12 protein-coding genes are annotated in these 25,612 nt (G+C 36.2%); 8 read left to right on the top strand and 4 right to left on the bottom strand.

Going from position 1 to position 25,612, the window contains the following annotated elements; translation table 11 throughout:
- Positions 1 to 69 precede the first annotated feature (69 nt).
- Positions 70 to 1,170 (bottom strand): competence protein CoiA family protein, encoded by a 1,101-nt coding sequence (locus EM308_RS10675; RefSeq protein ID WP_051877749.1) that lies wholly within the window; start codon positions 1,168 to 1,170, stop codon positions 70 to 72.
- 176 nt (positions 1,171 to 1,346) lie between these two features.
- Positions 1,347 to 5,015, bottom strand: a complete 3,669-nt coding sequence (locus EM308_RS10670; RefSeq protein WP_035636596.1) for a hybrid sensor histidine kinase/response regulator transcription factor — start codon at positions 5,013 to 5,015, stop codon at positions 1,347 to 1,349.
- Between the two features lie 547 nt (positions 5,016 to 5,562).
- Between EM308_RS10670 and EM308_RS10665 the strand changes: the two genes are divergently transcribed.
- From EM308_RS10665 to EM308_RS10635, 7 genes are read left to right on the top strand one after another with little or no spacing between them, the layout of a single operon-like run.
- Complete coding sequence (locus EM308_RS10665; RefSeq protein WP_035636599.1) at positions 5,563 to 7,830, top strand: fasciclin domain-containing protein; 2,268 nt, start codon at positions 5,563 to 5,565, stop codon at positions 7,828 to 7,830.
- 1 nt (position 7,831) lies between these two features.
- Positions 7,832 to 11,131 carry a SusC/RagA family TonB-linked outer membrane protein gene (locus EM308_RS10660; protein ID WP_035636601.1) on the top strand — a complete coding sequence of 1,100 codons (3,300 nt, stop codon included), beginning with the start codon at positions 7,832 to 7,834 and terminating at the stop codon, positions 11,129 to 11,131.
- Positions 11,132 to 11,148: 17 nt separating this feature from the next.
- Complete coding sequence (locus tag EM308_RS10655; protein WP_035636603.1) at positions 11,149 to 12,663, top strand: RagB/SusD family nutrient uptake outer membrane protein; 1,515 nt, start codon at positions 11,149 to 11,151, stop codon at positions 12,661 to 12,663.
- A gap of 14 nt (positions 12,664 to 12,677) precedes the next feature.
- Complete coding sequence (locus EM308_RS10650; RefSeq protein ID WP_035636605.1) at positions 12,678 to 14,387, top strand: fasciclin domain-containing protein; 1,710 nt, start codon at positions 12,678 to 12,680, stop codon at positions 14,385 to 14,387.
- A 53-nt stretch (positions 14,388 to 14,440) separates the two neighbouring features.
- On the top strand, positions 14,441 to 15,925 hold the full coding sequence (locus EM308_RS10645; protein WP_081907251.1) for a fasciclin domain-containing protein: 1,485 nt from the start codon (positions 14,441 to 14,443) through the stop codon (positions 15,923 to 15,925).
- Positions 15,926 to 15,977: 52 nt separating this feature from the next.
- Positions 15,978 to 19,142: a SusC/RagA family TonB-linked outer membrane protein gene (locus tag EM308_RS10640; protein WP_231560005.1), complete on the top strand. Its 3,165-nt coding sequence runs from the start codon at positions 15,978 to 15,980 to the stop codon at positions 19,140 to 19,142.
- Between the two features lie 28 nt (positions 19,143 to 19,170).
- Positions 19,171 to 20,922: a RagB/SusD family nutrient uptake outer membrane protein gene (locus tag EM308_RS10635; protein WP_051877750.1), complete on the top strand. Its 1,752-nt coding sequence runs from the start codon at positions 19,171 to 19,173 to the stop codon at positions 20,920 to 20,922.
- A 133-nt stretch (positions 20,923 to 21,055) separates the two neighbouring features.
- Here EM308_RS10635 and xylA read toward each other — a convergent pair whose 3' ends face one another.
- A complete protein-coding gene (gene xylA, locus EM308_RS10630; protein WP_035636614.1) occupies positions 21,056 to 22,381 on the bottom strand; it encodes a xylose isomerase in 1,326 nt (441 codons plus the stop codon).
- 12 nt (positions 22,382 to 22,393) lie between these two features.
- On the bottom strand, positions 22,394 to 23,878 hold the full coding sequence (locus EM308_RS10625; RefSeq protein ID WP_035636616.1) for a xylulokinase: 1,485 nt from the start codon (positions 23,876 to 23,878) through the stop codon (positions 22,394 to 22,396).
- A 681-nt stretch (positions 23,879 to 24,559) separates the two neighbouring features.
- On the opposite strand from EM308_RS10625, the gene EM308_RS10620 reads away from it, so the two are divergent.
- Complete coding sequence (locus EM308_RS10620) at positions 24,560 to 25,582, top strand: LacI family DNA-binding transcriptional regulator (RefSeq protein ID WP_035636617.1); 1,023 nt, start codon at positions 24,560 to 24,562, stop codon at positions 25,580 to 25,582.
- Positions 25,583 to 25,612 lie beyond the last annotated feature (30 nt).

Genomic DNA, 25,612 nt, shown 5'->3' with positions numbered 1-25,612 from the left:
TCTTTCTATTAAGCCTATTGCCCAAATCCGTTGGAGTGGCTGTTGGTGGCAGGTGTTCTTTTATACGTTCTAATTATCGTCATCACTTTCTTCTTCTATGCCTAAATAACCACCTTCAGTTTCGGCTTCATTCAGTTTGATTGTTGACAAAAGCTCATTAACGAAGTTATTCTCTAATTTATAATATTCACAAGTTATGGCTTGGTTAGAGTTGCATTTTATTTTTAGAAATTTACAAAAAATTGGAATCCCTGAGGTGTCTTCAAAATATTGCCAAGAGTTATTTTCAGCGTGATAACGACAAATAAAACAGTTTTTCACTTTTAAATTTTGTTGAGCATAAGTAGCTACACTTTTTTTGAAAATATCTGAGTAATTGTATCCATTGTCCTTTGTAATTTCATATTTGACAATCTTCTCTTTATCCGCGGATAACTGATTTTTTATTTGTTTAAGGTTTCTCTGTTTGAGTAAACACCGTCCTTCAACATCAAGCGTAAAGAAGTTATGCCCATTTTGGCAATTACCATTACAAAGCGAAGTAATTACTTGGCCTGTCTTAAAATTTTCAAACTTGATCTTTGAGTCTTTTATGCTTAGATATTTTCTTTTTATTGGCATAAAGTCTTCTTCACTCTCAATTTCTATTTCTATAATTCTGTAATTTGATTTTAATTTTTGCTCAGTTGATAGGTGTGTAACTGCAATCTCTATAAATACCTTGTCTTTGCCATTTTTGCTGGTGAGCAATATATCTGCAATAAAAGAATCTTCTCTTGTTTCTACTGAAATTTTATCAAAATATTTAGTCAAGTCAAACTGTGTTGTAATCTTAGAAAGTTTACATTTCAGTCCAAGTTCTTTCTCATAGTGATTACAAGTTCTCTTTTGGTTTAGCTCAATTATAAATGGTTTTCGGTTTTGTAAGCAATCAGTATAGTTGTCAAAAAATAATTGTTTTCCGAGTAAATGAAGATAAGTTTCTCCTGAGCAAGTAACGACCTTTTTGTGAGCAAAGTGATGAATTTTAATTTTTCCAAGTCGGGCAATTAATTCGTTCCCACAACTAATGCAAAAGAACTTGAACTTATTTCTGTTCAATCCGTTCAAGCTATCAATATTAATTAGCTTTTCATTCTCGTCTTTTGCATATTGATACTTAATCATCATCCATGCCTGTTTGCTCGGTTACACTTGCCACCAACTTACATATACTCGCTATAAAGTAGCTACAATACACCCAAAACGGAATGATTGTCTCTATTGAGTAGCAGATTTTTCTCAAATATATAAATAATATTTTTAGCACAAATTACCAATCCTATTTTTTGGTAACAAACAAAAAATTACCTCACAAACTGCGAAGGACTACAACCAAAATACTTAGAAAAAGTCCGTGAGAAATTCGATGGTTCAGAAAAACCAAGTTGATATGCGATTTGGGATACGTTAAGATCTGAGTTTTTTAACAATTCCTCGGCTTGATTCATCTTGACTTTGATGATGAATTCATGAACTGTATTGCCACTTATCGCTTTTAATTTACGGTACAATTGTCTTTGGCTAATGTCTAAAACCTTTGCCAATTCTTCAGAATTAAATTCGGGGTCTTCGATGTGGAGTCTGATTTTTTCAATCACTTTTTGAAGAAATTGATTGTCCGAATCAGGAATTTCCTGTTGCAACTGCTGAATTTCTTTTATTCCCGCTAATCGGCTTTGCAATAGTTTTCTGTTTTCAAGAACACTTTTGATTTGGGCGTTCAAAACATCCACATTAAACGGCTTCATGACATAGGCTTCGGCGCCCAGATTGTAACCTTCTATTTGATCGGAATCGGAACTTTTTGCTGTCAAAAAAATCAAAGGAATATGTGACGTATTCACATTGTTTTTTAGCTCTTTACCCAAAAGTGTTCCCTCCATTTCCGGCATCATAATATCGGAAACTATAATATCCGGAATGTGTTTTATGGCAGATTCAAGTCCTTGTTTTCCATCAAATTCTTGTATCAAAAAGTAATGCTTGTCTAATTCTTTTCGCAAATACATTTGAACATCTGTATTGTCTTCAACAATAAGTAAAGTAGGTTTTATTTTTTCAGAATTTATCTGACCAAAATCCTCCATTTCCTCTTTTTTATCTTCATTTTTCAAAGGAATTATAGTTACTCCAATCGGGAAAACAGTCTCAACTTCAGCCATCTGATAAGGCAAATCGATTGAAGCTTTGGTTCCTTTATTAGGAGTACTTTCAATTGAAATTGTCCCCTTCAAAAAAGTGATAAGATTTCGTGTCAACGACAATCCTATTCCCGATGAATATCCGTAAAACGGACTTGGCCCAACGGTATTGAACGGTTCAAATATTTTTTCCAGTTCTGGCGCTTCTATCCCTACTCCATTGTCTTCAACTATAATTTCAATCGCTGATTTTTCTTCATTCAGCCCTACAGAAAACATAATTTTTCCGCCATCAGGGGTGTATTGAAAAGCATTAGATAATAAGTTAACGATAACTTGTTCCGCTTTTTCAAAATCAAGATTACAATACAATTGTTCCTCAGGCATCTGAAGATTAAATTTGATATTTCGCTTTTCGGCTATAAATTCAAACGTGGCGTAACACTCTTTTGCGAAAGCGTTAAAATCACGGGAACTCAGATTCAATTTTAATTTACCAGTTTCTGATTTTCGGAAATCCAATATCTGGTGAATCAACTTCGTTAAATTCTTAATATTTCTGTCAATCATCGAAAAATAAAGTGCTTTATCTTCGGGGGCTACTTTGTTCTCCTGAAGGCGTTTTAGAGGATCCGAAATCAACGTAAGTGGCGTTTTTAAATCGTGTGAAATATTGGTGAAAAATTCGATTTTTTCCCTGTTCAAAACCTCACGTCTTTCGGCATTCAGGCGTTCTTGTTCGATTTCATTTTTCAAACGGTCACGGTATAAAATTTCCCTGAAAACCCAATACACCGCTCCTACTATCAGAATCAAAAATATAGTTCGAAACCACCAGCTTCCATACCAAGGCGCACCAATACTAATTTTAAGTTCCACCGCAAGAACTTTGTCGGAATTTGAAACCACCCGCACCCTGAAAGTGTAATCGCCCGGAGGAACTTTGTTAAACGAAATCTTGTTGCTCGTGGTTTTAATCCAATTATCTTCGTAACCTTCCAACAGATATTCATACACTTCCTTACGAGAATCGCGATAATTGAAAGAAGCCAACTCGATGGTAAAACTTCGGTTTTCATAATCTAGGTCTATGGATTTGGTTTGGGACAAAATTTTGGTCAAAATGGGTTTCCCAAAAACAGTATCCATCGGGACAACCTCCTGATTGGACAAATACAAAGATTTCAAAATCAGTTTATCCGATTTTGAAATTGTTTTAATATTCTTCGGATTAAAAGCTACATAACCATTTTTGGCACCAAAATAAATTGTATTGTCCTTTGGATCTTTATAAAGTGCCCTTTCCAGAAAACGCCATGAACTGTACTGATCTTTTTTCTGGTAATTGGAAATTTCACCCGAACGTCCATTAATCTTAGCAATCCCTTCTTTATGAGCCACCCAAATATTTCCTTCATTATCATCGATAATGGCAGAAATATAAGCGTTTGGCATTTCAGATTGCAACGGAACACTTTCTGCTAGCATCGCATTCGAATTCGTTTTTATTTTATACAAACCTTCACTGCTTCCCACCCAAACCATATTGGTTTTGTCTTTGAAAAGCGCATAAATAATGCTTCCCGAAATTTTTTTATTTAGAACAGAACCCGCGCGAAAAGTTGCAAATGTTGCATCACTAACGACATCCAACTGCTTATTTATTTTCAATTGAATTAGCCCATTACCTTCGGTTGCTAGCCAAAGTTTGTTTTTTTCAATAGCCAAAATATCCATAACGCTGTGATTCTTGATTTCCTTGGCCAAATCATAAAACACAATGCTGTTATTTACCAAATTAATTCGGGCAATTCCGTTATATAAACCGACCCACACAAAATTATTCCCATAAGATTCCATTGCAAACACCGACAAAGTTTCCATTTTTGGGTACAATTCTTTGTCGATAATTGTTTTCTTTTGGTTGGTTCTTGGGTTGTAATATTCCAAACCATTAACGCCGCCAATCCAGATGCCGCCTAAATTGTCCTTAAACAACGTACGCACCTGATTAATTTTACTTTTCGAATGATAAAAAGGATGATTGTAATTTACACCGTCATCATTATAGATAAGAACGCCTTCATCTGTTCCCAGCCAAATCTCATTTTCGCCTTTCAGAACAGCCCTAACACTGGCTAATTTTGTTTTTCCAGCTTTGGAAATATAACTATAATTCAGCTCAAATGGATTACGGTTTAAATTCGCTTTATAAATATCGCCACTCCTTGTACCTAGCCAAATTATACTTTCGTCGTCTATAAAATAGGTCGTGATATAATCATCAAACAAACTTCCAGGTTGGCTTATATTGGCAGTATATTGAATTTTTTTTCCAGAATTAATATCCAATTGGGTAAACTGATGGGAAGTCAGAAAATAACTTTTTCCGCTAATGACTTTATTTTTATTTAGAGTATTAGAATCACTGTTCAAGCGAGACACGATGTTTTTTGGAACAACTTTTACATCAATAACCCGAAAAGTATTGAGCTGATAATTAAATCGTGCATACTTATGATCGAATGTCAAAAACCAGAGTCCTAACTTATTGTCTGAAACAATATTTCGAATTCTGTTATTAGGTAATGAACCTGTATCTGTGGGATTATGATAATAATAATTGAATGTTTTGCCATCGTATCTATAAGCGCCATTCCAGCTTCCGAACCAAATATATCCTATTGAGTCTTTGGCAATTCCATGAATAGAGGTACTGGGATCAATATCTTGTCCCGAAATTTTTTCGAAAAAAAGCTCCTGACCAAAACAATTGAATCCAAACAAATTGCCTAGCAGAAAATAAATTAAAATAAACCCTTTTTTGTACATCCTTTTTTAAATAAAATAAAACCGCTTTTGGAAGTCTGGCGTAAAATTATATTAATATTTAAATTATGATGAGAAAAATCATTTATAAGTGTTCTTTTTACAATACTATTTTATTCGATGATTATTTTTTTTATTTAATCATGAAAAAAATCTTACCAAAAAATCAATATTTTACTTTTTTACTCATTCATTGAGACACTCCTTAATTTGCATTTTTACATAAATCTCAAAAGTTTACTAAAATAATTATTAACAAATAATTAGTGCAGTTTAACTCCATAAAAAAGAAATCAAATTGACCTAAAAGCAGTAATATCAAGGTTTCTACATTTAAAAAATATCATAATTTAAATACGATATCTACATTAAATTAGGCTTTTTTTTAAACACATCATAAAAAAAATAAAATTTCACAGGATACTGCAGGATAGAAGTAGGATTGAAAACTTATAGGTTTGAAAAAGTTAATTATTCATTAATTAAGGTTAAATAAGAGTTAAAAAAAGTATAAATATTTTGTTCCCAATTTTAATTAGTTAAGCAATCAATGAAGAAAAAATTACACCGCTATTTATTTGTTTTTTCGTTCCTGGCACTTTTATCCAGTTGCAGTAAAGACACATTTGATGAATACTATGGCCGTCCTGAAAATTTGGAAGATCCTATTTTCCAGCAATTAGAGGCAAGAGGCAATTTCAAAAACCTAACGGCTCTAATTGACAAAGCAGGCTACAAAGACATTTTGAGTAAATCTGGGTATTGGACCATGATGGCGCCCAATGATGAAGCGTTTACAAAATTTTTCCAGGAAAAAGGATTTTCTGATGTAAGTAAAGTTGATGCAGAAACAGCTGGAAAAATTGTGAGATATGCGCTTGTCTACAATGCATTTCGTGAGGACCAACTTGCAGACTACCAGTCAGCTTTGGGATGGGTACCTGATAATGCATATAGAAGGAGAACTGCTTTTTATGACGGATTCATAACTAAGACAATCGATGGGAAAGCAACAGTTACTGTTGATTCCAACCGAAATAATCGTGCAGGGACAGGAATCAACTATTTTGTTACTGGAGACAGTAATAATAAATACATCACCTATTTTGAAAAAGATTATTTTGCTGCACAAAAATTAAGTGCTTATGACTATAATTTTTTCTATCCAAACAAACAATATACCGGCTCAAATGTATTGGATGGCACTATAAAGGAAGCCAATATTATTGCCGAAAACGGTATCATTCATGAGGTTACCCAAGTTTCACTTCCTTTGGTTAATCTAGACCAATATCTTGAGCAAAATAGTCAATACAGCCTTTTCCATGATGTGATGGAAAAGAACCTGGTTACTTATGTTTTCAACCAAGATGCGACCAATACTTACCATAATTATACAGGTAAATCAGATAATGTTTCTGTTAAAGTTTGGGATCCTGCTTTACCATTTTCACCCAACAATGAAAACTTTTTAAAAGATTCTGATAATGATGGGCAAAATGGTGCATATACCATGTTTGTTCCAGATAATGCATCGTTTCAGGCATTTATTAATACTGTTTTGCTAAAAAATTATCCATCACTTGATAAACTTCCTAAATATGTTTTTCAAGATTTATTCAAAGCTCATGTGGTAGCCAATACAGTATGGCCATCTAAAGTAGCCACGAGTAATAATGCCCTTGATGAAGATGTCCGATTCAATATGAGCACTGATATAAAAGAAGCCAAAGTGTTGAGTAACGGTTTCTTTTACGGTACCAACAAAGTACAGGCATCTGATTTATTTTTCAGCGTTTATACCTCGGCTTATCTTGATCCAAAATTTACTTTGGCCACACGTTTATTTAATGATGGATCTGGTTTTAAGCAAATGATCAGCAACATAGATCAAAAATATACATTGTTTCTTCCATCCGATGCTGTATTGAGAGGACTGGGATTTGATTATGACATCAATCGTTCTGAATGGAAATATACCAACCCAACAACCGGACTGGTTGAAGCTAATGGTCCATCCAGATTCCGTTTATTACGTGTTCTTTATAACGGAATAATACCAACTCCTAACGGAGAACTAAATAATTTATCTGGCTCTGGAATCATTCGTTCCGGTGATAATATCATTCCGGGAGAATATATAAAATGGAGCAACAACAAAGTTTTTGCAGCAGGAAATGAAGTTGCAGGAAATACGGTTTCAATTCTTGGCTACGAAGACAAACAAAACGGAAGAACTTATTACATAAATGGTATTCTTAATTACAGTGAAGAATATGCCGGACTGAAAATAAAACGTTTGGGAACGGCAACCGGCTCCAATTCCTCCTTCTTTTATAATTACCTTCTTAATTCTGCTTTGTTCGATGTAACTACTGGAAAAATTCAAGGGGTTGATGTAGGGAGTTTCTACACTTTTATCATCCCAAGTAATGCGGCAATTACCCAGGCGGTAAAAAACGGAGTACTTCCTGGAACACCCGCAACCGGTGTGCCTAATTACAACCCGACTCTCCCACAGGACAAGGAATTAATCACCGAATTTATCCGCTATCATATTTTGGCATTACAGACTGCTTCAAACGATGGACTTACAACAGGACTGGTTGAAACATTACATAGAGATAAACTTAGTGAAAAGACATACATTACAGTTTCGAGTGTCCCTGGCACATTATCATTCACGGATAACAATAAAGGAACATCAACAACACCACCTGTAAACAGAACTGCTAATTTCATACCAGCTTCCAGTAACAATCTAGCCGACAGATCTTTAATTCACATAGTTGACAACTACCTTTTATACAAAGAATAAAATGAGACTAAAAATAACCAATATACTTTACTGTTTTTCATTTGCCTTGATTCTCTTGACAGCACTACCATCTTGGGCACAAGAGTCAAAAGCAACCGTAGTGCGTGGTCAGGTAGTCGATGCTGCCGATAATCTGCCTATTCCAGGTGCCACAGTTATCGAACAAGATGCAGAGAATCGTACCATAACCGGTGCAATGACCGATGTTGATGGGAATTTTGCCATTCACTTCAAAAACCCAAACAATAAATTACTTATTTCAAACATTGGATACAAATCCAAAGTAGTTCCAATTAACGGAAGAGCATCTGTCAAAGTTTCCCTAGTATCAACTGTGGAAGATTTGAAAGAGATTGTCGTGAAATCTGCTGCAAAAAAACCGGAAAGTGGTTTATTGAACATCGAAGAAAGAAATAAAACAACGAGTTCAGTTACGATAAAAGCAGCTGATTTGGCAAATTCACAAGCAGCATCTATTGATGAGCAATTACAGGGACGTATCGCTGGGGTCGATATCATTGCTACCAGTGGTGATCCGGGAGCAGGAATGCAAATCAAGATCAGGGGAGCATCTTCTATCTCTGGTTCATCTGCCCCATTAATCGTTGTTGACGGAATGATTTATGAAACATCTGTGCCTTCTGATTTTAATTTTGGTACTGCCGATGAAGAAGGATATGCTGCTTTATTGAATATTGCTCCATCGGATATTGAAACCATTACAATTGATAAAGATGCTGCAGCAACCGCCATGTGGGGTGCCAAAGCAGCTGGAGGGGTTATCTCCATTAATACCAAACGTGGGGGAATCAGTGCTCCAAAAATTAATTATTCCTTTGTTGGAACCTATGCACAACTTCCAAAAACCATTCCTATGTTAAGCGGGGATCAATACTCGCAATTAATTCCGGAAGAATACATGAACCGAAATGGGGTTCCTTTGAATACACAGACCATAAAAGAATTTCAATACGATCCATTGGATGTTTATAACTACAAAAACTACAGTAACAACACCAATTGGACTGACGAAATATCCCAGCCTGCCTATACTATGGATCATAACCTGTCATTACAAGGAGGTGGACAAAGAGCTAGATATTTTGCTTCTGCAGGTTATTATGATTCCAATGGAGTTACCATTGGGACAGGATTTCAAAGGATTAGTACCCGTTTGAACCTAGATTATATCGTTTCGGATCGTATTAAGTTCAAAACAGATATCTCCTACACCCATTCGGAAACGCAACGTAATTACGTAAATAATTTTTCTTCGTCATCAGACAAAGATTTAATGCGTAGTATTTCGTATGGTAAAATGCCTAATATGGGGGTTTTCGAATATGATGAAATGGGTGTACTTACACCAAACTATTTCTCTCCTGCCCAAAACATTCAGGGTAAATACCCAACTACTTACAATCCAGTAGCGATGGGTGAAAACGCAACCAATGATCAGGTAACGGAGAAAATTGTACCTCATTTCAATGTAAATGTGGATATCTTACCAAAACAATTGTGGACTACATTCGATTTGCAGTTTGACTTTACCAACTCCAAAGCCAAGGCGTTTTTACCACAAAATGCCACAGGTCGCCCAATGACAGAAACGGTGGTTAACCGTGCTTCGGATGTTGATGCTGACGCATCCAGTATATCGACAAAAACCAATATTTTTTATACGCCAAATATTGGTGTGAACCACAATTTGCAATTGCTTTTGTCAATGCAGTCCAATGATAATCGTTCTGAAACACATCAGGCGTTAACATCAAACACTGCCTCTTCTTTACTGACCGATCCATCAAATCCGTCCAGAACACAAAACACGGAGTTAAGTTTATTAACCGGTAATTCGCAATCAAGAACAGTGGCAGCTTTCGTAAATGCTCAATACAGTTTACTGGATCGCTATATATTGAACCTTGGTGTACGTACTGACGGTAATTCAAAATTCAGCTCTGAAAACAGATACGGAGTTTTCCCTACGGTATCCGGTCGTTGGAGAGTATCTGGAGAACCTTTTATGCAAAAAGTAACTTCAATAGATGAATTGAGTTTCAGATTCAGTTATGGAAAATCAGGAAATGTGCCAAACACCATAAAAAACTATTCCTATTTCAACAAATATGCAAACTACGGTTCAGAATATTTAGGAATGACTGGTGTTTTTCCTCAAAATATAGAGTTGACCAATTTGAGTCCAGAAACACTGACAGGAAAAAACCTAGGACTTAACCTTGCAATGTTCAAAAGAAGACTTACCATCGATGCGGAATTATACCGTAATAGAACCGAAAATATGTTTTTTCCTGGTCTTGATGTAACTACAATTTCCGGCTACGCCAAAGTAGACCAAAATGTAGGAACTATGGACAATCAAGGTTGGGAAGTTGGGATTTTTACAACTCCTTTTAAATCTCAAAAATGGAAAGTAGAATTCAATTTCAACATTGCCAGCAATGAAAACATGATTCGTGAAATTTCTGAATATTATCCAAATCAAAGTGGAAATACGGATCGTAATGGAGAATACAAAAGTTTTCTTCAAAAAGACAATCCTTTTGGTTCCTTCTACGGTTACCGTTTCAAAGGAGTTTATACAGACAAAGATGCTACTTTGGCAAGAGATGCCAATGGAAATGTGATTACTGGTCCTAACGGACAAACGGTTTATATGCGTTTCAACTATCCAAATACAGACTACACGTTTCAGCCTGGAGATGCGATTTATGAAGACATTAACCATGACGGTAACATCGACAGCCGTGACGTGGTTTATTTAGGAAACAGTAACCCAAAATTTAATGGTGGATTTGGTCCGAATATCATTTTCAATAACCAATTCAAATTATTGCTTTATTTCAACTACCGTGTGGGTTATGATATTGTAAACGGAACAGATATGGAAACAACCAATATGTACGGTTATAACAATCAAAGCACAGCAACTCTGGCAAGATGGCGTAATCCCGGAGACGTAACCGATATGCCAAGAGCAGTTTACCAAACGGGTTACAACTGGCTAGGTTCTGACCGTTATGTAGAAGATGCTTCTTTCCTCCGTCTTCGCTCTGTTACCTTCAGCTACAGTTTTGGACAAAAAATCCTAAAACAGCTAAAAATGGACGAATTGAGAGCTTACATAACAGCAGACAACTTGTACACATGGACAAACTATCGTGGCCAGAATCCTGATGTAACCATGAAAGCTTCGGATGGTCCTTTTGCAATGGCAATGGACTATTCCCGTACGCCTCCTACCTCACGTCTTTCATTAGGTATTACAACACGCTTTTAATAAAAAATATTTGATTTATGCAAACTAAAATAAAATCTATACTCGCAATCCTATTAATTTTCGCTACGACAATTTCGTGCGACAATTATTTAGATTTACGCCCAGAGGACGGAATCGTACGTGCGGAATTCTGGAGAACCAAAGAAGACGTTCAGTCTGCCGTTATCGGTATCTATTCGTCTTTATTAAAATCACCTCCTAAAGCACTTATCCCTACAGGCGGGACAGATTACACCATAAGCGAATACTTGTTCATGTTTGGAGAAATGAGAGGTGATATGGTGATTCCAGGTCCCAATGTTACCGCAGATCAAAGAGATATTTCAAATTCAAATATCCTGCCTTCAAACGATTTAACGAGTTGGCACGCATTCTACAGAGTAATCAACTTCTGTAATACTGTTATAGATTTGGCTCCGGGTGTACTTGAAAAAGACCCTACTTTAACCAAAGCACAGTTAAACAATTACCTGTCTGAAGCTTTGGCAATCAGAGCGTATATGTACTTTACGCTGGCTCGTACTTTTAGAGATGTGCCCCTAAAATTGACGGCAACACTAAGTGACACCGATAATTTTCAGATTCCAAGTTCATCTCAGGATGAAGTTTTTGCCCAGGTTATAAAAGACCTTGCTTTGGCCGAAGAATATGCTGTAAAAGACTACGGAATTAATGCTTCAAACAAAGGGCGCATCACTGTTTATACGATTAATGCAATGCAGGCCGATGTATATCTTTGGATGGAAAAATACTCTGAAGCCATCGTTGCAGCAAATAAAGTTATCGATTCGGGCAAATTCAAATTAATTCCGGCATCAAACACATGGTATTCTACTGTTTATGCAAAAGGAAATTCTTCTGAAAGCATCTTTGAATTCCAATTTACAACTGCAAACCTTAATCCGTTTTATGATATGTTGTCCGCCAGACCGGAATTTACTGCATCATCCAAAGTTTTGGAAGAAATATTTGGAATTGATTTTAATGATGCTCTAAATAAAGATATTCGAGGAGAAAGAGCTTCTTTGATTCCGGGAACCAACGAAATATACAAATTCACAGGACTGAACAATGATGATCGTAAATCCTTACAGGAATCAGACACACACTGGTTTGTTTATCGTTACGCAGATGTTCTACTCCTAAAAGCGGAAGCCTTGGCCGAAACAGGAAAAGGTGACGAAGCGTTGGCAATAATCCAGGAAATCCGTACAGCAAGAAAAGCAATCAGTCTGACTGTCCAAAATCCAAATCCAACCACCAAAAGTTTAGTAATCGATTATATTTTGGCAGAGCGCGCACGTGAATTTGCCTTTGAAGGAAAACGCTGGTTTGATGTTTTGCGAAATGCCAAAAGAAATAAGTATGCCAGATTAGACATATTACTCAATATGGCTTTGTCTAATGCCCCTGCAGACCAACAGCAATCTATCTTGGCCAAATTAAAAGATCCGAATAGCCATTATCTGCCTATTAATATATATGATTTATATACGAATAAAACACTAGTACAAAACCCATTTTATAAATAATAAATATTGAAGTTATGAAAAGATACCTTGCACAAAAGAGATTGATGAAAATTGCTTTAGTTTATTTTATAACGCTGGCGTTTCTAAATTGTACTCCGGATAAATTAAAGGAGACCACAGACGATACGGTAAATATTACCCAATATTTAAAGGATCATGAAAACTATTCATTATTCCTGGAAGCTCTTGAAATTACGAACTATGCGTCATTTATGAATACGTATGGTACATATACCCTGTTTCTTCCCACAAATGAAGCGATGAAACAATATATAAAAGATGCTGGTGTAGCTTCATTAAAAGAAATTCCGCTAAAGGACTTACAAGACTTTGTTAAACTACACATTCTTGATCAAAAAGTAATCAGTACTTCATTTACAGATGGAAAAATTGCTACTCCAAGTATGTATGGTCAATATTTGGTAACATTGGCTGCCAATAGTAATGGAACTTCAAAATACACGGTTAATAAAACGTCCAACATTATCGCTTCTAATCTAGTGGTAGGGAACGGAGTTATTCATGTTATTGATAAAGTTTTGCGCGTTGCGAATAAAACCTTGGCTCAGACTATTGAAGCAGATGCAAACCTTTCCTTATTTACAGAGGCCTTAAAAGCAACAGGATGGTACGAAAAATTGAATCAGCCACTTACAATAGACCAAAACAATATAGCCAGTTTCTTAACTGTACTTACGCAAACGAATGACGAATTCAAAGCTGTGGGAATCAACAGCCTGACTGATTTAAAAGCAAAATACAGCCACCTGAAAGACCCTATGAATCCAAATGACAGTTTGAATCTTTTTGTGAGCTACCGTGTTTTACCAAAACTACAATATCTAGCGGATTTGGCTGTAAGCGCAACCCTTGAAACAAAAGCACCGATGGAAGTTATCAGTGTTAAATTAGACAAGGAAAACTTATTGTTGAACGAAGAAATTTTCAATGGAGTACTTGAAAAAGGAGTTTCGGTAAATCGTACCAAAAGTGATGTTACTACTTCCAATGGTGTATTGCATTTTGTAAATGCCAATTTCTTTATCAAAAAACGTTTACCGGCTCCTGTTTATTTTGACTTGGCAGACCAACCAGAATTTAGAAGTAATACAGCTATTTTCAGAAAACACGCTGGTGGATCAATAGTTTTAACACACGATCAGATAAGTGGTATAACCTGGGAAGGAACTGAAAGCATAAAATACCTTGATGGTAAAGCAGGAACCTCAACCGGTGGTGGATGGCACGGAGATTTATTAGAATTGAATCGTTTTAAAACAGGTTTAACACAAAATCTTGTTCTTAAAACCCCAGTAATCATTAAAGGAAAATACAAAGTTTGGATAGATTACAGACCTCAATCTTCTAAAATGCCAACGCTTAAAGTTTATTTTAATGGTTTAGAGCTTCCAAAACTGGTTAACTGTAATGAATATACGAGTACTTCTGCAACAGATAATGCAACTGAAAGGGTTCTTGAATCACAAGGATACAAACATCCTGTTCATCCTTACGACGGTAACTTAAATTCAAGACTTGTTGGGGTTATCGATGTACCAACAACGGGGCGTCATACCATAAAATTTGAATCAATTACTGCCAGTCCTGGAAATGTTACATGGCTTGATGTTGTTGAATTCCGTCCGATTGATATGGATCAGATTTGGCCAAAATTGGAAAAAGGAGGCGATCGTTTTGTGAGCAGCAACCTTACCTACTATTAATCAAATATTTAAAATTAAAAAGTAATCCAATAACAAACTTCAATCACATAAAAATGATTTTATCAAATATAAATTATAAAAGATTCTTTGCCGGCATTATGACAATTGCCCTGGTTTCTTGTTCAAACCCTTGGGACGACCGTAAGGATAGCAGTGACCCAAATCTGGATGCCAACCTCAGCGAAGCGATAGCCAATACTGCTGAATTGTCCCAGTTTAAAGAAATACTAGCAAAAACAGGTTATGACAAAGTCTTGTCGGAATCAAAAACATATACTGTTTTTGCTCCAACCAATGAAGCATTGGCACAGGTAGATGCTTCGCTTCTTGATACTCCGGAAGAACAAGCCTTTTTTGTGCAAAACCATATTGCGTTAACCGCTTATTCTTCGGTAAGAAATTCGGATGTTAAAATAAAAATGTTAAGTGAAAAATATTTATTGTTCAAAGGAAGTACTATTATTGATGATGCCACCATCATTAATGCAGATAAATATGCCTCCAATGGTGTGTTTCACATTGTAAACAAAGCACTTTCCCCAAAACAAAATATTTGGCAGTACGTAAATAGCCAAGTTTCGACATCTGAGATGAGTAAATATCTGTTGAGCCTAAAAGATTTAAACATTTATGCATCTGATGCAACAGCCAAGGCAAATACAGCTCCTGGTGTTTTTGCTGATTCGCTTTCAAATTCCTTTCTGAAAAATGTATATAATGTTAATAACGAGAAAAACTCTTATACATTATTCCTTATTGATGATGCGGGTTATGCTTCTGAGGTTACTAAACTTATTCCATATTTTGCAAAAACAACCGCTGATTTAACGGCCACTTATGCACGTTATTTTACGGTTAGGGATATGGTTTTCCCAAAAGCTTATAAACTAAATGAATTGCCAAGTGAATTAACTACCCGTTTTGGTGTAAAAGTACCTATAGACAAAACACAAATTGTGGGACAGCCCATCGTTTTGAGTAATGGTATCATTTACCGTATGAAAAAGATGGTTGTTCCATTAGATAAACGTTTGGTAACAACCATAATAGAAGGGGAAGATAATACAGCAACCAATCCTTATGGTTCAGGTCCTCGCAGCAAAGTTTTTTATCGCGAGAAAAAAGACCCTTCTGGTCTCATATTTCCAATCGGTACCGTATTTAAGGACATTGCAGAATATGCCGGAGGCGGACAATTTATGATTAGCTATACCGCCAAAGATTTATACAGTACCACTTACAAAGTATATTGGAGAGCTGTTAACATCGATTTACCACTATCTGTTGATTTCCAACAAAGTCTTAATATAGGCTCATCATCAACAGCTCTTGGAAATGTATTTGTTGAGAATGCGAATATCAAAATATTCCCTCCTAAAAATGTAGGAATTGCCAATTATAACGAAGTTTATTTAGGCACTTTCGATTTAACAAGTTTACAAGATATCTATTTTTCTCTAGTGTCAACCAATACAACTACCGCAGGAAATAATTCGCTTGTCCTAGACTATTTAAAATTTGTTCCTGTCATTAAATAATATATTTTATAAACAATTAGTTATGTTAAAAAAATTACAACTAACCTGTCTGATGAGCATATTCTTAGCTGGAGGATTTAATGTAGCAGTGCATGCTCAGACAGTTCAGGATTCAACCGTGACTGCAACACCAATCTCTACTCCTAAAATCAAAAAAGGAATCTTAGTTAAGGGTGTGGTCAAAAGTGCAAAAACAAATGCAGGACTGTCTGGAATAAACGTGGCCGTAAAGGGATTTTCGGCTGCCATTACCAATGACGACGGTAGTTTCGAAATAAATGTCCCAGATTTACAAGCCGTTCTTACCTTGAGCGGTCCCGATTTGCAATCCAAAGTGTACCCGCTTAAAAACAGGAAATCAGGTTTGGAAATCTTTTTATACGAAGAATATTATTCCCCTTTCTTTCAAACAGCCAATTTACCTTCGGGTGAAGAGCTGCAATACAACAATAGCGCTGCTGCAAATGTGGTCAATTTCAAAAGAGACCAATGGAGCAGTCCTATAAAAGAATCTATTGGAGATTTCATCCAAGGAAAATCAGCGGGACTAAACAGCGTACGAAAATCAGGGGCACCTAGTTCTGGTGCGTACTTAACGTTACGTGGTTTCAATTCATTATATGCAACAAACAAACCTCTTATTATTGTAGATGGAATGATTTACGACGATGAAGACTACGGTTCTGGAATTATAAAAAACGTAAACTCTTCTCCGCTGGAAAATATCGATGTTAAAGATATTGAGAACATAACCGTTCTTAAAGATAACACTACCATGTACGGAACCAAAGGTGCCAATGGAGTCCTTATCATAAATACCACGCGTCCGGTAGATTTATCGACCAAAATCGACTTCACGATGTATGGCAGTTATAATGAAGAGCCCAATCATTTACCAGTAATGGGTGCCGATGCTTACCGCACTCACCTATCACAACTGGAAGCAACTCGTGGTCTTTCGCAGGATCAGATTGCCAATCTTCCTTATATGAATGACAATCCTCAAGTTTCAGGATATTACAAATATCATAATGATACCAACTGGCAAGATCAGGTTTTTGAACCAAGCTTTAGCCAAAACTATTTCCTAAAAGTTCGTGGAGGTGACGATATTGCAAAATATGGTTTATCTGTAGGATATCTTAAAAATGAAGGAATTGTTGAAGGAACCGAATCAAATCGCTACAGCACGCGTTTGAATGCAGCTTTGCGTTTGACCGAAAAATTATACATGGATGCCAACATGTCCTTTATCAGTAACGTCAGCGATCAATTAGATCACGGTTTTGCATTCAAAACAAGTCCAATTTATTTGTCGCTTACAAAATCGCCTTTTTTATCAACTAATGTAATTGACGATAATGGACAAAAATCACCAAATCTTGCCGATGTAGATGATTTTAATGTAACCAATCCAAACGCAATTCTAGCAAATGCTATCGGAGTTAATAAAAATTACCGTTTCTTCGGAAACATGGATTTCAAATATGTATTTAATAATTCATGGAACGTACACTCGCTTTTTGGATTGACATTCAACAAAGAAAGAGAAAGTTTCTTCATTCCGGACAAAGGAGTTTCAGACATTATTCTTCCTACGGCTGTAGCCAAAAATCGTTCTGGTAGCGATGTACAGCAGTTGAATAGTTTTTTTACAGATACTTATGCTAATTATCTAACGAAATTTAGAGAAGACCACCACTTGGATGTTCGTTTTGGATTCAGAACCCAAAGCAACAAATCTGAAGACGATTTTGGTTTAGGATACAACTCCCCAACTGATGATTTTGTGAGCGTGGGTTCAGGATCAACTTTGTTGCGTCAGGTAGGAGGATCTTTGGGTGAATGGCACTGGTTGAATATTTATGCTAATGCTGATTACAATTACAACAACAAATATTTCTTGACAGCAAGTTATGCTCTAGACGGATCAAGCCGTTTTGGAGACGAAAACGGAACTGGCAAAGATCAATATGCACTTATGACTGCTATTTCAGGTTCTTGGGTAATTTCTTCAGAAAATTTCATGAAGGATCTGAAAAATATCGATTATCTGAAAGTAAGAGCTACTGTTGGAACTAGCGGAAATGACGATATCGGAAATTTTGCAGCCCAAAGATATTATGTTTCCCAAAATTTATTGGGAATGCAAGGATTAGTGAGAGGCAACATTGGTAATCCTGATTTGAAATGGGAAACTGTTCAGAAATTTAATTTTGGCGCTGATTTTGGTTTATTCAACGAACGCTTAAATCTTTCGATAGATTATTTTTCGAACAAAACAAAAGACATGCTTATTTACGAATCAATAAGCGTAGACAACGGATTTGATTTTGTCGCTTCAAACAGCGGTAGTATGAGAACTTTTGGTACCGAATTTTCTTTGAACAGCCGAATTGTAAACACCAAAGACATCACTTTTGACCTTGGGTTAAATGTAGCAAGATATTCTAACAAAGTGGCTAGTTTGCCAAACGGAAGCATCTTAACGCAATTTGGCAATGCTACCTATATCACTGAAGTAGGAAACGATGCTAATTTATTCTACGGATTAAAAAGTAATGGTGTTTATTCTACTACTGCAGAAGCTAAAGCTGATGGATTGTCAAGACGTTTGACAAATGGTGACCTTGTTCCATTTGCAGGTGGTGACATGAAATTTACAGATAAAAACGGAGACAAAGTTATTGATAACAATGACCGCATGGTTATTGGTAATCCAAACCCTGACTTTACAGGAAGTATCACAGGAAATTTAACTTACAAACGTTTCAGTTTACAAGGATTATTTACTTTCTCTGTAGGAAACGACCTTTACAACGGTGTGCGCTACAATATGGAAAAAATGAGCGGATATGAAAACCAAAGTGTTGCTGTAGAAAATCGTTGGAGAGCCGAGGGACAACAAACCAGTATTCCAAAAGCAGTATGGGGTGACCCAATGGGGAACGCTGAATTTTCGGATAGATGGATTGAAGACGGTTCTTATTTAAGACTTAAAACTTTGGTGTTGGGTTACGACTTCAATGTGGACAAAATGAAATATATCAAAGCAATAAAACTTTATGCCACAGCCAATAACCTATTTACCCTAACCGATTATTTAGGATATGATCCTGAATTCAGTGCTACTTCGTCCATTTTCGGTCAGGGAGCAGATGTAGGTTTAACACCTCAGTTCAGAACATTCCAATTGGGATTAAGACTAGGTCTTTAATAATTTTCAAACTATAGAGAATATACAGATGATAACAACAATTAGTACAAAAACAAAAAAAATCACCGTATTAGGTTTGGCAGCACTCACACTTAGTCTGGGTTCTTGCTCAGACTATCTGGATGTAGAGCCACAAGACAAACTCTCTGGTGAACAAGTATATCGTAACGTTTATGATGCCGATGCTGCTGTGATTGGAATATATGGAAAATTCATGGCACTTGCAGAAAAAGACGTTATTCTGAATGAAATGCGTGCCGACTTGATGACCACAACCCGTAATTCAAGCCCTTATTTAAAAGAAATTTCAGAACATAACGTTTCAGCTGACAACCCTTATGCAAACCCGAAAGAGTTTTTTGTGGTGATACAAAACTGTAATGATGCGCTTAAAAATTTCGATATTATGCTTTCGCAAAAGAAATTCACTCAGAGTGAATACAATCAGCGATATGCAGATATTGGTTCCATTCGTTCATGGGTTTACCTGCAATTGGGAATTCATTACGGTAATGTTCCGTATATAACAGAACCTATCGAAACTTTGGAAGATGTAAAAGACGTTTCAAAACACCCTCGAATTCCGTTCAATCAGCTGTTAGACAAACTTGTTTCGTTTACCGAAGCTTTAACTTACAAAGCACCGTATGCTACAGGAAGTTCATTGGTAATCGATGTTGATGGTTACAACACTGCCAAATTCTTCATCAACAAAGAATGCTTGTTGGGTGATCTTCAGCTTTGGAAAGGTAATTACCAAGAAGCTGCAAAACATTACAAAACAGTTATGGAAACCTCTAGTAATAGTGGTAATGATTCTGACCGTTTTGACATGTACCGCATAAAATGGGCCGAAGTAAGTACCCACGAGGATTTAGCAGTTTATTATTTAAGAAATTCTGAACAAGATGCTACTACATTAATAAATTCAAACACTCAAGGTTGGCGTTCCATTTTTGGAAGAGACAGAGATCGTTTATGGAATACCGAATGGATTTGGTCATTGCCTTTTGAAAACAATTTTGCACCAAAAAATCCATTTATTGCTTTCTTTTCCAAACAAAAAGGACAATATTTAGCACAGCCTTCCAAAAGTGCTATCAGTTTATGGAAAAACCAAACACAGGTTAATGGTATTCCTTATGACGCACGTGGAGAAAAATTCTCTTACAACGTGATTGGTGGTGACCCTGTGATTATGAAGTATCTTTATCCAAGTGAAGCACTTGCAACAGGTTTGGTAGAAAACACAAAAGGTCAGTGGTTTTTGTACCGCGCTGCCAAATTACACTTGCGTTATGCCGAAGCGGCCAACAGAGACAACAAATATAAAATTGCCGATGCAATTATAAACGGAGGAATAAGAGCCGCTTATACTCCAGATCCTGCCCCTACTGATGTTACCAATGTACAGCAAACCAAACTAGCATTCCCTTATGATTTTGATGCCCGTAATGGTGACTTTCCATATTACAGAGGAAACTGGCATCGTGGTACAGGTGTGCGTGGCCGTGCCTATGTAACTCGTGCCAATGTAGTTGGTAAGGATAGTTTAACAGCTATTGAAAACAACATTATCGATGAGGATGCATTAGAGTTGGCTTACGAAGGAAACCGTTGGGAAGATTTGGTTCGTGTAGCTTTACGCAGAAACAATCCTGCTTTCCTTGCAGACAAAGTAGCGGCTAAACTAAAAGCAGAAGGAAATCCTAAAGCAGAAGAAGTTCGTGCCAAACTGATGAATGTTAATAACTGGTACTTACCATTTAATTGGCAATAATTCAAAGCCAATACTATCTTAATTTTCTATAACAAAAAAACCTTAGTCGTAATTTCTTACTTCTAAGGTTTTTTTCATCATTAAACTTAATTAAATCAAATTAATTAAGTCCAAACATTTCCATCGAATACGATTAAACGTATTGGTTAATTATGTTTTCGAAAAGTTCTTGTTTACCACTTTGCAAATTCAATTCGCCATTTTCTTGGGCAATTTTATACAACTCAGTCAAACCTAATTTTCCTTCTTCAAACGCTTTTCCGTTTCCAGAATCAAAAGAACTATAACGTTGTGTTCTTAATTTTTCATAAGGAGAAGAAGTTATGATTTTGTCGGCAGTCAACAAAGCTCTTGCAAATGTATCAGCACCTCCAATGTGAGCTAGGAATACATCTTCCATATCAGTTGAGTTTCTTCTGATTTTGGCATCAAAGTTAACTCCACCACCTTGCAATCCACCAGCTTTTAGGAAAACCAACATCGCTTCTGTAACTTCCTGAATATTATTTGGGAATTGGTCAGTATCCCATCCGTTTTGATAATCACCTCTATTAGCATCCAAGCTTCCTAACATTCCAGCTTTTGCAGCTACTTCCATTTCGTGTTGGAAAGTGTGTTGTGCCAATGTAGCGTGGTTCACCTCGATATTCATTTTGAAATCTTTCTCTAAGCCATACTGATGCAAAAATCCGATTGCAGTAGCACAGTCAAAATCGTATTGGTGTTTTGATGGCTCCATTGGTTTTGGCTCGATGAAGAAATTTCCTTTGAAACCTTGCGCTCTTGCATAATCTCTGGCTTTTGCCAAAAATTGCCCCATGTGGTCTAATTCTCTTCCCATATCAGTATTCAACAAAGTCATATAACCTTCACGACCTCCCCAGAATACATAGTTTTCACCACCTAATGCAATCGTAGCGTCCAAAGCCAGTTTTACCTGCCCTCCTGCTCTAGCCACAACATTAAAATCTGGATTGGTAGCCGCACCATTCATATAACGTGGGTTTGAGAAACAGTTTGCAGTTCCCCAAAGTAATTTTACTCCAGAAGCTGCTTGTTTTTCTTTCAAATAGTCGGTAATGGTAGCCAATCTGCTTTCTGATTCTGCAAAAGTAGCTCCTTCACGAACCAAGTCATAATCGTGAAAACAGTAGTAACCAAATCCCATTTTGGTAATAAATTCGAATGCTGCATCTGCTTTTTCTTTTGCGGCAGCGATAGCATCAGTTGGGTGATCCCAAGGGAAATTTTGTGTTCCAGGCCCGAATGGATCAGAACCTTGACCGCAGAAAGTATGCCAGTAAGCAACTGCAAATTTAAAATGCTCACGCATAGTTTTTCCTGCTACGATTTGATCTGGATTATAATATTTGAATGCTAACGGATTATCCGATTCTTTTCCTTCAAACTTGATTTCTCCAATTCCTTTGTAATATTCTTTGTTTCCTAAAATTGCCATCTTCTTTTTTGTTTAGTTGTTTTTTAATATCGTTTCTAATTCTTTTTTCCAATTATTGTATGCTTCGAGGTAATGCGCTGCATTATTCAATGGCTTGTACGTCATTACATGGTCATTTTTTGTAATATTCTCACCGAATTTATCAAAATCACCATCCAAAAGTCCGGCAGCTCTTGCCGCTCCAACCGAACCAGTCGTGTTGTATATTTCTATTTCGTGACCAATTAATGTTGCGACTGTATTCGAAAAAATTTCGGAACGGAATAAATTGTCATTTCCAGCTCGGATTACCTTGATTTCGGTATTGTCATTTTTCATGATTTCCATACCGTAAACAAAAGAAAATGCAATTCCTTCCAATGCCGCTCTGTACAAATGTCCGTGAGTGTGTTTGTTTAAATTCAAATTCAAAAAGTGAGTTCCCACGTTCTTATTATTAAGCATACGTTCTGCTCCATTTCCAAAAGGAATTACCAACAATCCGTCTGATCCCACAGGAACTTCACTAGCTTTGGCGTTCATACTTTCATACGAATCAAGCCCAGTATGATTGCGCAGCCATCTGTATTGAATTCCAGCTCCGTTGATGCACAACAACTTTCCAACGATAGGATTTTCATTGGTATAATTAACATGTACAAAACTATTTACTCTTGAAGTCTCTTTTGATTTCAACTTATCGGTAACGGCATACAAAACTCCTGATGTTCCGCCAGTTGCAGCTACTTCACCTGGTTTGAAAATATTCAAAGACAATGCATTATTAGCCTGGTCTCCTGCACGATACGCAACAGGTATCCCCACCGGAAGTCCTGTTTCTTTGGATGCTTTATCATTTAATTCTCCTTGATTGGTAAAATTATCCACCAAATCAGGCGTTAATGAACGATCTATTCCGTAGTGATCCAATAGAAAATCAGCAACCTTATTTTCTTTATAATCCCAAAGAATTCCTTCAGATAAACTATTTCGGGTAGATGCTATTTTGCCAGTAAGTTTAAAGGCAATGAAATCACCCGGCAACATATATTTATAGATGTTTTTATAAATTTCGGGTTCATTGTCTTTTACCCATTTCAATTTGGAAGCAGTGAAATTCCCCGGAGAATTCAATAAATGAGTAGCACATTTTTCGGCTCCAATTTCCTCAAAAGCTTTGTCACCAATAGCAACTGCTCTACTGTCACACCAAATTATGGCATTCCGCAAAGCGGTACCTTCTTTGTCAACCACGACCAAACCATGCATTTGATACGAAATTCCGATACCCGAAATTTTAGAAGCATCAATATTGGCTTCTTTGATTGCGCGCTTAGTGGCGGTGCAAACGTATTCCCACCAAACTTCTGGATCCTGCTCTGCCCAATCTTTATGAAAAGCAATTATTTCCATTTCATCGGCTGGTTCGTGCAAGGCTATAATTTTTTCTCCCGTGGCGGCATCAACCAAAGCGACTTTGACCGATGAACTTCCGATATCATATCCTATATAATACATTGTTTACTTTTAAAATTTAATAGGCTAAAATTATATTATTCTTGATAATTTGGATAAAATTTGTCAAAACATTCACTTTTTGATCTTTGACATTGACACAAAACAAAATTCCGAAACACAATCATTAAACCCAACAAAATCAACATATTATTTAATTATTATTCCAAAAAAAAGCAACTATTACGTTTACTTAAAGGTTTAAGTAACTTTTTTAAATTAACAGTTTGGATGTAATTCTGTTTGAATAAAAATTAGGACATTTTTCACATCCATTGTCTATGCAAAAAAATTACGCAGAGCCCAACAGAGAATTCACGGAGATGCGCAAAGAAAAAAATTCGTTGAGAAAAAAACTCTGTGAATCTTTGTGCTTCCTTTGCGAATCTCTGCGAAAATTTACTAAATCTATTTAATAGGACATTTTTTCACATCCATTGCCTATCCAAAAAAAATTACGCAGACCCAACAGAGAATTCACAGAGATGCGCAAAGAAAAAAATTCGTTGAGAAAAAAAACTCTGCGAATCTTTGTGCTTCCTTTGCGAATCTCTGCGAAAATTTACTAAATCTACTTAAAAAAATCAACTCAAGATACTTTCAATTTTAGACTCAAAATCAAAAATATTTCGGAAATTAACTTAAATTAGCCCTTTACTTCAAAACGCAAAACCTATCATAATAATGAACAATAGAATTACATTAAAAAAAATTGCTGCCGAGTTTAATGTAACTATTGCGACCGTTTCAAAGGCTTTGAATGACAGCCATGAAATAAGCGTTAAAACCAAAGAAAAAATACAGGCATTTGCAAAAAAACACAACTACAAACCCAATAAAATAGCACTTAGCTTACTGAACAAAAAAACCAAAACTTTGGGGGTGATTATTCCCAATATCATGAATAGTTTTTTTACCGAAGTTTTTGTCGGTATTGAAGAAAAAGCAACCGAATTGGGTTACAATTTGATTTCCTGTATTTCTAATGAATCCTTTGACAAAGAAGTAAATACGGTAGAATTATTAAAAAACGGCACCATAGATGGATTTCTCGTTTCCTTAGCCGAAGAAACTCAAATCAACAAAAACTTCAATCATTTTAAAGAGGCTATAAACGAAGGGGTACCTCTAGTGTTATTCGACAGAGTTACCGATGAAATCAAATGTGACAAAGTAATTGTAAACGACTTTGAAGGTGCCCGTCACGCTACGGAACACCTCATCAAAACGGGTTGCAAAAAAATTGCATTAGTCTCTGTTATCGACAATTTAAGCGTTGGAAAATTACGCGTTGAAGGTTACAAACAGGCCCTTCTTGACCACGAAATGCCCATCAACGAAAAAATCATCGTTCGCTTAAACAAAAAAGAAGACTTGGAAACTTCGATGAAAATTGTCTTGTCCGACAAAGCCATAGATGGTTTATTATGTTTGGAAGAAAGTTCGGCGATTCAATCTTTGGAACTGATTAAATCAATGAATTATAAAATTCCCGAGGAAATGTCCATTATTTGTTTTACCAATGGAAAATTACCTCAACATGTGACTCCCACTATAACAACCATCAGCCAACACGGCAAATATATTGGGGAAATAGCAACAAAAATGCTCGTAGATCGCTTGGAAAGTAAATCGGAATTAGAATTCACGACCAAAGTCATAAAAACAAGTCTGATAGAACGAGGAACTACAATTCCCTTAAAATAGTTTCTTATCTTGCAGTATCAAAATCCATCA

The organism is Flavobacterium gilvum, from assembly GCF_001761465.1.
Taxonomy (GTDB): domain Bacteria; phylum Bacteroidota; class Bacteroidia; order Flavobacteriales; family Flavobacteriaceae; genus Flavobacterium; species Flavobacterium gilvum.
Note: the sequence above shows the minus strand (reverse complement) of the source record. Positions and strands in the feature narration are given on the sequence as shown.

Excerpts from the sequence above, each read along its gene's own strand:
- EM308_RS10675 (WP_051877749.1), bottom strand. The coding sequence starts at position 1,170 with ATGATGATTAAGTATCAATATGCAAAAGACGAGAATGAAAAGCTAATT.
- EM308_RS10670 (WP_035636596.1), bottom strand. The coding sequence starts at position 5,015 with ATGTACAAAAAAGGGTTTATTTTAATTTATTTTCTGCTAGGCAATTTG.
- EM308_RS10665 (WP_035636599.1), top strand. The coding sequence starts at position 5,563 with ATGAAGAAAAAATTACACCGCTATTTATTTGTTTTTTCGTTCCTGGCA.
- EM308_RS10660 (WP_035636601.1), top strand. The coding sequence starts at position 7,832 with ATGAGACTAAAAATAACCAATATACTTTACTGTTTTTCATTTGCCTTG.
- EM308_RS10655 (WP_035636603.1), top strand. The coding sequence starts at position 11,149 with ATGCAAACTAAAATAAAATCTATACTCGCAATCCTATTAATTTTCGCT.
- EM308_RS10650 (WP_035636605.1), top strand. The coding sequence starts at position 12,678 with ATGAAAAGATACCTTGCACAAAAGAGATTGATGAAAATTGCTTTAGTT.
- EM308_RS10645 (WP_081907251.1), top strand. The coding sequence starts at position 14,441 with ATGATTTTATCAAATATAAATTATAAAAGATTCTTTGCCGGCATTATG.
- EM308_RS10640 (WP_231560005.1), top strand. The coding sequence starts at position 15,978 with ATGAGCATATTCTTAGCTGGAGGATTTAATGTAGCAGTGCATGCTCAG.
- EM308_RS10635 (WP_051877750.1), top strand. The coding sequence starts at position 19,171 with ATGATAACAACAATTAGTACAAAAACAAAAAAAATCACCGTATTAGGT.
- xylA (WP_035636614.1), bottom strand. The coding sequence starts at position 22,381 with ATGGCAATTTTAGGAAACAAAGAATATTACAAAGGAATTGGAGAAATC.
- EM308_RS10625 (WP_035636616.1), bottom strand. The coding sequence starts at position 23,878 with ATGTATTATATAGGATATGATATCGGAAGTTCATCGGTCAAAGTCGCT.
- EM308_RS10620 (WP_035636617.1), top strand. The coding sequence starts at position 24,560 with ATGAACAATAGAATTACATTAAAAAAAATTGCTGCCGAGTTTAATGTA.